This window comes from Pseudactinotalea sp., from assembly GCF_048594945.1.
Classification (GTDB): Bacteria; Actinomycetota; Actinomycetes; order Actinomycetales; family Beutenbergiaceae; genus Pseudactinotalea.
On record NZ_JBMDXJ010000131.1, the window covers coordinates 1 to 7,100 of the forward strand.

12 protein-coding genes are annotated in these 7,100 nt (G+C 62.5%); 7 read left to right on the forward strand and 5 right to left on the reverse strand.

The genetic code is table 11. From position 1 onward, the window contains the following. Together ACOJSN_RS06190 and ACOJSN_RS06195 are read left to right on the forward strand one after the other, a co-directional pair. Window positions 1-1,075 (forward strand): hypothetical protein (locus ACOJSN_RS06190; RefSeq protein ID WP_420111636.1); only part of this gene is annotated, 1,075 nt, incomplete at its 5' end. Beyond that, window positions 1,072-1,353 carry a hypothetical protein gene (locus ACOJSN_RS06195; RefSeq protein WP_420111637.1) on the forward strand — a complete coding sequence of 94 codons (282 nt, stop codon included), beginning with the start codon at window positions 1,072-1,074 and terminating at the stop codon, window positions 1,351-1,353. The genes ACOJSN_RS06190 and ACOJSN_RS06195, both read left to right, overlap by 4 nt. Before the next feature lie 56 nt (window positions 1,354-1,409). Here ACOJSN_RS06195 and ACOJSN_RS06200 read toward each other — a convergent pair whose 3' ends face one another. The 3 genes from ACOJSN_RS06200 to ACOJSN_RS06210 all read right to left on the reverse strand — a co-directional run bounded on the left by ACOJSN_RS06200 (window position 1,410) and on the right by ACOJSN_RS06210 (window position 2,764). After that, window positions 1,410-1,685, reverse strand: coding sequence for a hypothetical protein (locus tag ACOJSN_RS06200; RefSeq protein WP_420111638.1), 276 nt, complete (start codon window positions 1,683-1,685; stop codon window positions 1,410-1,412). A gap of 17 nt (window positions 1,686-1,702) precedes the next feature. After that, a complete protein-coding gene (locus ACOJSN_RS06205) occupies window positions 1,703-2,023 on the reverse strand; it encodes a hypothetical protein (protein ID WP_420111639.1) in 321 nt (106 codons plus the stop codon). 396 nt (window positions 2,024-2,419) lie between these two features. Continuing rightward, a complete protein-coding gene (locus tag ACOJSN_RS06210) occupies window positions 2,420-2,764 on the reverse strand; it encodes a hypothetical protein (protein WP_420111640.1) in 345 nt (114 codons plus the stop codon). A gap of 282 nt (window positions 2,765-3,046) precedes the next feature. Here ACOJSN_RS06210 and ACOJSN_RS06215 point away from each other — a divergent pair, with 282 nt between their 5' ends. Continuing rightward, complete coding sequence (locus ACOJSN_RS06215) at window positions 3,047-3,277, forward strand: DUF3263 domain-containing protein (protein WP_420111641.1); 231 nt, start codon at window positions 3,047-3,049, stop codon at window positions 3,275-3,277. Window positions 3,278-3,794: 517 nt separating this feature from the next. Further along, window positions 3,795-4,979: a tyrosine-type recombinase/integrase gene (locus ACOJSN_RS06220; protein WP_420111642.1), complete on the forward strand. Its 1,185-nt coding sequence runs from the start codon at window positions 3,795-3,797 to the stop codon at window positions 4,977-4,979. Here the strand turns inward: ACOJSN_RS06220 and ACOJSN_RS06225 are convergent. Next, entirely contained in the window at window positions 4,936-5,337 is a 402-nt protein-coding gene (locus tag ACOJSN_RS06225) for an ImmA/IrrE family metallo-endopeptidase (RefSeq protein ID WP_420111643.1), read from the reverse strand. The two genes, ACOJSN_RS06220 and ACOJSN_RS06225, sit on opposite strands and share 44 nt — an antisense overlap. Continuing rightward, complete coding sequence (locus tag ACOJSN_RS06230) at window positions 5,300-5,695, reverse strand: helix-turn-helix domain-containing protein (RefSeq protein WP_420111644.1); 396 nt, start codon at window positions 5,693-5,695, stop codon at window positions 5,300-5,302. The genes ACOJSN_RS06225 and ACOJSN_RS06230 overlap by 38 nt, the downstream gene beginning before the upstream one ends. A 93-nt stretch (window positions 5,696-5,788) precedes the next feature. Here ACOJSN_RS06230 and ACOJSN_RS06235 point away from each other — a divergent pair, with 93 nt between their 5' ends. From ACOJSN_RS06235 to ACOJSN_RS06245, 3 genes are read left to right on the forward strand one after another with little or no spacing between them, the layout of a single operon-like run. After that, window positions 5,789-6,010 carry a hypothetical protein gene (locus ACOJSN_RS06235; RefSeq protein WP_420111645.1) on the forward strand — a complete coding sequence of 74 codons (222 nt, stop codon included), beginning with the start codon at window positions 5,789-5,791 and terminating at the stop codon, window positions 6,008-6,010. Beyond that, window positions 6,010-6,213 carry a hypothetical protein gene (locus ACOJSN_RS06240; RefSeq protein WP_420111646.1) on the forward strand — a complete coding sequence of 68 codons (204 nt, stop codon included), beginning with the start codon at window positions 6,010-6,012 and terminating at the stop codon, window positions 6,211-6,213. Before ACOJSN_RS06235 ends, ACOJSN_RS06240 begins: the two co-directional genes overlap by 1 nt. Then, a complete protein-coding gene (locus tag ACOJSN_RS06245) occupies window positions 6,210-7,016 on the forward strand; it encodes a phage antirepressor KilAC domain-containing protein (RefSeq protein WP_420111647.1) in 807 nt (268 codons plus the stop codon). The genes ACOJSN_RS06240 and ACOJSN_RS06245 overlap by 4 nt, the downstream gene beginning before the upstream one ends. Window positions 7,017-7,100: the final 84 nt, after the last annotated feature.

Sequence of the window (7,100 nt, forward strand, 5' to 3'; positions counted from 1 at the left end):
GCATGACGCGTCCCCGAATCGCACCAGTCAGACCACCGGGCTCCCGGACGTGTCCGCGATGACCTGGGCGCAACTGCAGACGTACCAGAACACGCTGAACAGTGCAGGGACGCCGCGACCGTACTACCGGCTCGTGGACTTCCTGGATGCGTTCACCCCGACCCACGTTGTTGTCGTCGACAACAAGACCAACACCGCGCAATCCACGTTCCTCGACCTGCTTGACGCTCACGGTGGGAACACGAAGATCGTCGTCAAGGCGTACGGTGTCGGGACCGGTGGCGGGGTCGCGTCCGCAGCTGCGGCACGCGGATACCGCACGTGGGGGTACTTCTACGAGAGTGACCTCCCGAACATCCCCACAGCCCAAACCGGATGGTCCATCCTCGGGATGGAGTACACCGCGTCAGCGTCCACATGGTCTCAGATGCTCACCTACGGGAAACCGGTCGTCTCCCACATCATCCAATCCCAGGCGAACTACGACACTGCGGCAGCCAAGGGCGCCCGCATGGCGCAGGTCGCGAACGTCGCATCCGTCACCGCGGTGGGAGCATCCTCCATCGGCGCCGTTGGTCGTCTCACGCTATCCGGCACAGCGACCAGGGGCATTGAGGTGCGCCGATCCGCCGGGGGATTCCTGCAAGTTTCCGGTAGCGGGTTCCGCACCGTTCGCGTAGATCGGGTCGCCGATGGGGCACTCGCGGTGTCCGGCTCAGGCGACCGAACGCTCGGCGTGTCTCGCACCGCCGTTGGCGCGCTCACTGTTGACGGGTCCGCTGCGGTCAGCACGGGAATCACCAGATCCGCCACCGGCATCCTCACGCTCCACGGCCAGGGGGAGGTCAGCTCGGAGGCTGTATCCCGATCCGCGACGGGCTACCTGACCCTCGCGGGTGTGGCTGCCGCGACAGTCGCTGTCGTGCGTTCGGCGGTCGGTGTTCTTGTCCTCACGGGGACAGGGGCCATCGTTCGCCCCTCCCCAGAGGTGCCCGAAGTGCTCACACTCACCGCTATACCTGTCGCGCACACCCTCACACCCGAAATCACCCGCCGCACCTTGGAGGACGCATGATCGTGAAGCACGGCGACACCCACGAGGTGTCATGGCGAGCGAACATGGACCTCACCGGCGCGACTGTGCGTCTCATCGCCCGTGACCGTGGCCGTGATCCTGAGGTTCTCGGCTGCGACATCACAGACGCAGAAGAGGGGACCGTGACGCACACCCTCACCGGGACGCTCCCGACCGGCTCGTACCGGATCGAACTTGAGGTCACGATCAACGGTGAGATCATCACCTTCCCCAACGACGCCTACGCGTTACTGACCGTCCTCCCGGACCTCGACTGAGAAGACCCCCACCTAGCCTTCGGCCGGGTGGGGGTCTTTCGTCGTTCTCAGGGCGGTTACACGGTCCGCACGGAGAGCAACTGCCACCCGTCAGGAACCTTTGCCCTCATCGCGTCCATGTCGTCGGCCTCGATCTCACGCAACCCAGACCGAGACTGGAACGTCCCCTTAGTGCGAATCAGCGCCGCACCCTTGATCATCTCAGCCGGCGCGGACACGAGCTCGAACCCGTCAGGACGGTGCGCTTCCAGCTTCGCCTGCACGGCCTCGAGCGATTCGCCTTCGACTTCGGCTGTGACTTCCTCGCGGGGGCGGATCATTCCGATGAGCATGCCCACCAGCCTATGGGTCAGAGTCCGGTGCCGTAGGGGCCGTTGAACCCGGTCGTCGAGTGCGTGCCTGCACGCCGTCGCTTGCCGCCCTCTTCGATCGCGTCGGCCGTGTCGAGCGGGAGGGCACGGAGCGCGTCACACAGGATCCGGTTTTCGGGGATGCTGTAGAAGCCGACCCAGAGCCCAACCTCAGTGGTCAGGATGTCGAGACGGTCGCCGGCGGCCATGTAGAGCTCGTCGATGACCGGGGTGGGGTCTCGCGTGTACTGGTTGCGGGACATGATGGTGCTGAGCTTGATGCTCAGGGCGACGTCGGGGTGGAGTCCTTCGCGGGGCATGGCGGCGACTGTATGCCCCAGCACCGACACCCGGAGGAGAAGGAGAACCCTGCCGCCTTCATTCGCGGAAGATGCTAGGTCCGTTGAACTCTGACGGCAGCGGACCGCTGATCACAGGTTCGAAGTGGTGGCAGGTGGGGCAATCCCAGCCGCCGTCAACGTCGCGCATGACCGTGTTGTCGGTTGGGCAGCGTGGTTGGAGCCCGGCATCCACGCTGCTCAGCCAGTCATTCACGGGGCTTCCGTCCCGCGCCCGCGCCCTTGCCTGGTCGTGACGCGTTCCAGGTGTCGATGGTGGCGGGTAGCCATCCCCTGGTCGTGCTGATCATGGCGTCGGGTTCGGGCAGCTTGTACCGGGAGAGCGTGTCAGGCTTCACCCCGATGCGGGCCGCCACTTCAGTCCGAGACAGATACGTCTCCATCGGACACCTCCCATTCGCTCGCGGGCCGGCGTCGAAGCACGACGGAGCCGGGCCATATGCTCTGTCTTGCCTCTAAGTCACTCCCGTACGTGTCCTCCGAGATGTACGAGATGCGCCTGTCGATGACTCCGACCGTGTACTCCCATTCGGTCTCTTCTGTCGGAGTGTTGGCCTCCACTTTCGTGCGGATGATGGATACAACGGTGAGTCCGGCTGCAATGACTGCGAGCAGCCCAGGCCAGAAGTTGCTGGTCGCGAACGACCATGTCGCGGATGCGAGGGCGAAGACCCCGGCCGCGTATTTGAGTGTGTTGTTCATGATGATCCATGGATACTGGAAGGTGGGGATCGGAGCTACTTGGTCTAGTTCCGATCCCCGTCTCTCACTTCTTCTTGCGTCTTCGTTTCCTCTTTCGCTTTCTGTCGGTCAGTGCCGCGATTGCGAGGATGAGGGCTGCGAGTCCGGTGAAGAAGGTTCCGAGGGCTTCCAGCAGGTGATCCATGTGTCACCTCCTCTCTCTGTGTTGTTGTACCTCAATCATACACGGTAAACGTGTATGGCGCTAGGGGTGATGTCCGAACCCCAGCGCACACTGTGCTCATGCACCCAGTAACACTCCTCGACTTCGAGCACCACCACCCCCACCCGGGCCCCGCGAAGAACGCTGCCATCCGGGCAGAGCTCGGCATCACCGAGATCCGCTACTACGTCCTCCTCGGCAGGGCCGCACGCTCACCCCAAGGGATAGCGGCCGACCCCATCACCGCACGACTCGTCAGAGAACGGATGGATCGCGAGGCGGCTTCGCGACGTAGGAGGACAGCGGCGTGACCGTTCGCAGGAAAGATGGGCGAGAACTCGTCACCAAGTACCCGGTGCGACCAGAGGACTACATCGAGGTCCACTCTGGCCCGATCCCGGGCGATGTCACATGCGCCTACCGAAGCAAAGAGCCGGCTTATGAAGCATGGATGGACGATATCTGAGATATCGGATACACCAGCGGATACACTGAGCGGATCGGCTCGCCGGGACGAAAAACCGCCTCCCCAGTAGAAGCCTAGGGAGGCGGCAGTGGCTCCGACGGGCGTCGATCCCGTGACCTCACGATTTTCAGTTGTGAGGAACATGTCGATATCGACTTGATTTCTGCTGAAAATAGTTGCTAACCTGTCCTCAGCGGCGGTCAACAACCGTTGTCCGCCGGTAGCGATGGAGACACCATCGGGTACACCTGCCTTGGCCGGAAGGGAATAGCTGTGACGTACGTCGTAAGCGTGAGAAGAAGCCATGCGGACAACGGAGTCCGCGACGCGTAAGCGAAGTCTCAAATGAAAGAAGGTGCGCGATGCGCGGTAAGGGTGAGGGGTCCGTTTTCAAGGACCAGCGCACCGGGCTGTGGACGGGCGTCATTGAGCTCCCATCACTCAATGGCGCGCGCAGGCGGAAGAAGATCCGACGCAAGAGCAAGAAGGATCTCCTCGCCGCGATGGCTGCTGCCAAGGCCGAGCTGCAGCGGCTCGGTGACCTGCCCACGGTCAACCAGACTGTCGCGCAGTGGTTCGGCTACTGGCTGAAACAAGTGGCCAAGGAAGTCCGACCCAACACGTTCGACGGGTACAAGAGGACCGTCGAGAACCACATCGTCCCCACCATCGGGACAGTGAAGCTCGACAAGCTCACCGCCGTGCACATCCGGCGCGTCCATGATGCGGTCCTCGCCAAGGGGCTGTCGTCGACCACCGCTCTGCTCGCGCACCGCACAATGTCGGTCTCCTTCAAGATGGCAGTCCGAGAAGGACGGATCGGTCGCAACCCCGCCGCCCTCGTGAGCGCCCCGCGGAAGGCCGCTGTCGCCCTCGAGCCCCTGAACCTGCAAGAGGCTCTGCAGTTCTTGTCGCACGCATCGCGTGACGATGAGATGGGCGCACGCTGGGCAACCTCTCTGCTCACTGGCGCCCGTCGCGGCGAAGTCATCGGACTCGAACTCGACCGAGTCGGGGACGTCCTGGATCTCTCGTGGCAGCTGCTCCGGCTCAAGAAGACGGACACCGATGGTAAGCCCGACGTGCCCACAGACTACGAGTATCGACACCTCACAGGTGGGCTCTACCTGACCCGCCCCAAGTCGTCGAAGTCGTGGCGCATCATCCCTCTCATCGACCCGCTGAAGTCCATCCTCGAGCAGCACATCGAACGCTCGCCGGAGAACCCCTGGGGTCTGGTCTTCACGAAGAACGGACGTCCCATCGGACCCGACGCCGACACCAAAGCATGGCGCAAGGCGATCCAGGCAGCGGGAATCGAGAAGAACGCCCGCCTCCACGACGCGCGCCACACGGCCGTCGACCTCCTGTACGCGGCCGGCGTCCCCGAGGATCTCATTCAGGAGATCGTCGGTCACTCCGACCGTGCCACCACTCAGGGGTACAAGTCTCTGAGGAATAGGGAGCGCCTCACCGCAGCGATGGTCCAGTTCTCAGCTCTGTTCACGCCGCCCGAGACAGAACATACGCGCGAAATAGCGTCGTAGTCACGTCGAGCTCGGTGACGATGCGCCGCTCGTCCTCACACCACCGATATAGGTCGGCCAGTTCCTCCGGGTCAATCAGATTCCGGGCCGCGAACCGGTCGGCCTGTACTTCGTACTTCGGGCGATCATCGGGATGCAGGAGGACAGCATGACCGAGTTCATGCGCCAGGGCGAGGCGCTGATCGCGAACACGTAGGCGATCGCTGATGATGATCTCCCCGTACTCCCGGAAGTACAGGCCATTCGCAGTGCGGAGGCGTCTGACGAATACCGGGATGCCGAGTTGATCAGCATGCTCCCACGGGTCGTATGCGCGGCCTCTAGGTGTCTTGGGGCTGGTCGTGTCCAAGCTCGTCATCGGTGTTGGCTGCGCCTTCGTCCTTGAATGCATCCAACTCCTCCTCTGTCATCTCAGATGGCCGCTTCTTGCGATGTTCCGCCATGCTAGCTACCCCCGCAGACACCAAGCGCTTCTGTTCTTCGATCTCCTCAAGCGCCTCAGTCAGGATTTTCGTGGGGGAGACGCCGATCGCCTGCGAGATGACGACCAGATCAGTGGCGGTGATGGGAGCGCGGCCGCGTAGCTTCTTCTGAAGCGTCCAGATCGACATATGAGCGCGATCCGCGATCTCTTCCTGCGTCAGCCGCTTACTCGCATACGCCCCTGTCAGCTTGTCGGATACGGCGCGACTGATGTCGGTTACTTGTTCGGCCATGATAGCCAGCCTATGCCAGGTATCTGGCGAAATCGACAAGAAAGTTGCTCCCAGCGGTTGACACCTGGCGTTACCGCCATATAGCCTGGCGTTATGACCAACAACCTGGCGAAAGCGACAGTCGCGAGAAGAGTGAACCTCGCGATTCGCGAGGCAGGCTTTGACATTCACAGCGTCGCACAAGCCGCCGACATCACCGACTCAGAGATGGAAGACCGCCTCGCAGGGCGTACCGACTTCCTTCTCCATGAGCTGGTGCGTGTCGGCGGCTTTCTGCGTACCCCGCTGTCTCGATTCTTGGAGGAGGCCGCGTGATGGAAGCGCAACTCGACAAGCTCAGCTATTCGGTTCAGAATCTCGCCATCGCGGTTGACCTCTCCGTCGACTCGATCCAGAAGGCGATCAAGAACGGAGATCTGGTTGCCAACTACTACGGCACCAAGCCGCTCATCACCCGCGATGAGGCTCGTAGATGGATCGACTCTCTCCCCACTGAAAAGCCGGAGCGTGTGGCATGAGCGCCCTCAGCTTGAGCGCACAGCTCGATGATCTCAAGATCATCACGCTCACTGACGGCGAGATGTGGTCCGCACGTGACCTCATGCCGTTCGCTGGCTATGAACGCTGGGAGAACTGGTCGAGGGCGATCAACCGGGCCATTGCTTCGGTGAACGCGTCAGGTCTGGACGCCTCAGACCATTTTCGTGGGGTCACGAAAATGGTCCAGACAGGGTCTGGTGCACGTCGCGAGATCGAGGATGTGCAGCTCACCAGATACGCCTGCTACATCCTGTTTCAGAACGCGGACGGGTCGAAGCCGGAGATCGCGGCGTTGCAGCAGTACTTCGCGGTCCAGACGCGGAAGCAGGAACTGTCTGCTCCGATCTCGGATGACGAGATCGTTGCGCGGGCGTTGCAGATCACGTCGAACCGGGTGAAGGAACTCGAAGCGAAGGTTGCTGAGGATGCACCCAAGGTCGAGTACGTCGAGCAGTTCGTTGACCGTGACGACGTGGCCACGTTCCGCGCCGCAGCATCCGAGCTCGGCGTGAAGGAGAACGACCTTAGGGAACGTCTCATCACTGCCGGGTGGGTGTACCGGCACAAGATCGGCCGGCGCTGGTCCGAGTCGCAGAACCGGATGGTCGACGAGGTCGAGTACCGGGCAGCCGCAGCACACGGCGAGAAGTTCGCCCTTCGACCGCAGCACAACGCGCCACGCCACCACAACGGCCAGGTGCGGCAGACGCTCTACATCCGCCAGAACGCGCTCCCTTCGATCAGGAAGTTCCTCGCTCGACACCTCGAGGCGGTGTCCTGATGATGGACGAGCTCCCTCCCTGGTTCTGGATCCCCGCAGTGATCATCGCCTGGGTGCTGTTCCTGGTCGTCGAGTACCGGGCAG

Excerpts from the sequence above, each read along its gene's own strand:
- ACOJSN_RS06195 (WP_420111637.1), top strand. The coding sequence starts at position 1,072 with ATGATCGTGAAGCACGGCGACACCCACGAGGTGTCATGGCGAGCGAAC.
- ACOJSN_RS06200 (WP_420111638.1), bottom strand. The coding sequence starts at position 1,685 with ATGCTCATCGGAATGATCCGCCCCCGCGAGGAAGTCACAGCCGAAGTC.
- ACOJSN_RS06205 (WP_420111639.1), bottom strand. The coding sequence starts at position 2,023 with ATGCCCCGCGAAGGACTCCACCCCGACGTCGCCCTGAGCATCAAGCTC.
- ACOJSN_RS06210 (WP_420111640.1), bottom strand. The coding sequence starts at position 2,764 with ATGAACAACACACTCAAATACGCGGCCGGGGTCTTCGCCCTCGCATCC.
- ACOJSN_RS06215 (WP_420111641.1), top strand. The coding sequence starts at position 3,047 with ATGCACCCAGTAACACTCCTCGACTTCGAGCACCACCACCCCCACCCG.
- ACOJSN_RS06220 (WP_420111642.1), top strand. The coding sequence starts at position 3,795 with ATGCGCGGTAAGGGTGAGGGGTCCGTTTTCAAGGACCAGCGCACCGGG.
- ACOJSN_RS06225 (WP_420111643.1), bottom strand. The coding sequence starts at position 5,337 with ATGACGAGCTTGGACACGACCAGCCCCAAGACACCTAGAGGCCGCGCA.
- ACOJSN_RS06230 (WP_420111644.1), bottom strand. The coding sequence starts at position 5,695 with ATGGCCGAACAAGTAACCGACATCAGTCGCGCCGTATCCGACAAGCTG.
- ACOJSN_RS06235 (WP_420111645.1), top strand. The coding sequence starts at position 5,789 with ATGACCAACAACCTGGCGAAAGCGACAGTCGCGAGAAGAGTGAACCTC.
- ACOJSN_RS06240 (WP_420111646.1), top strand. The coding sequence starts at position 6,010 with ATGGAAGCGCAACTCGACAAGCTCAGCTATTCGGTTCAGAATCTCGCC.
- ACOJSN_RS06245 (WP_420111647.1), top strand. The coding sequence starts at position 6,210 with ATGAGCGCCCTCAGCTTGAGCGCACAGCTCGATGATCTCAAGATCATC.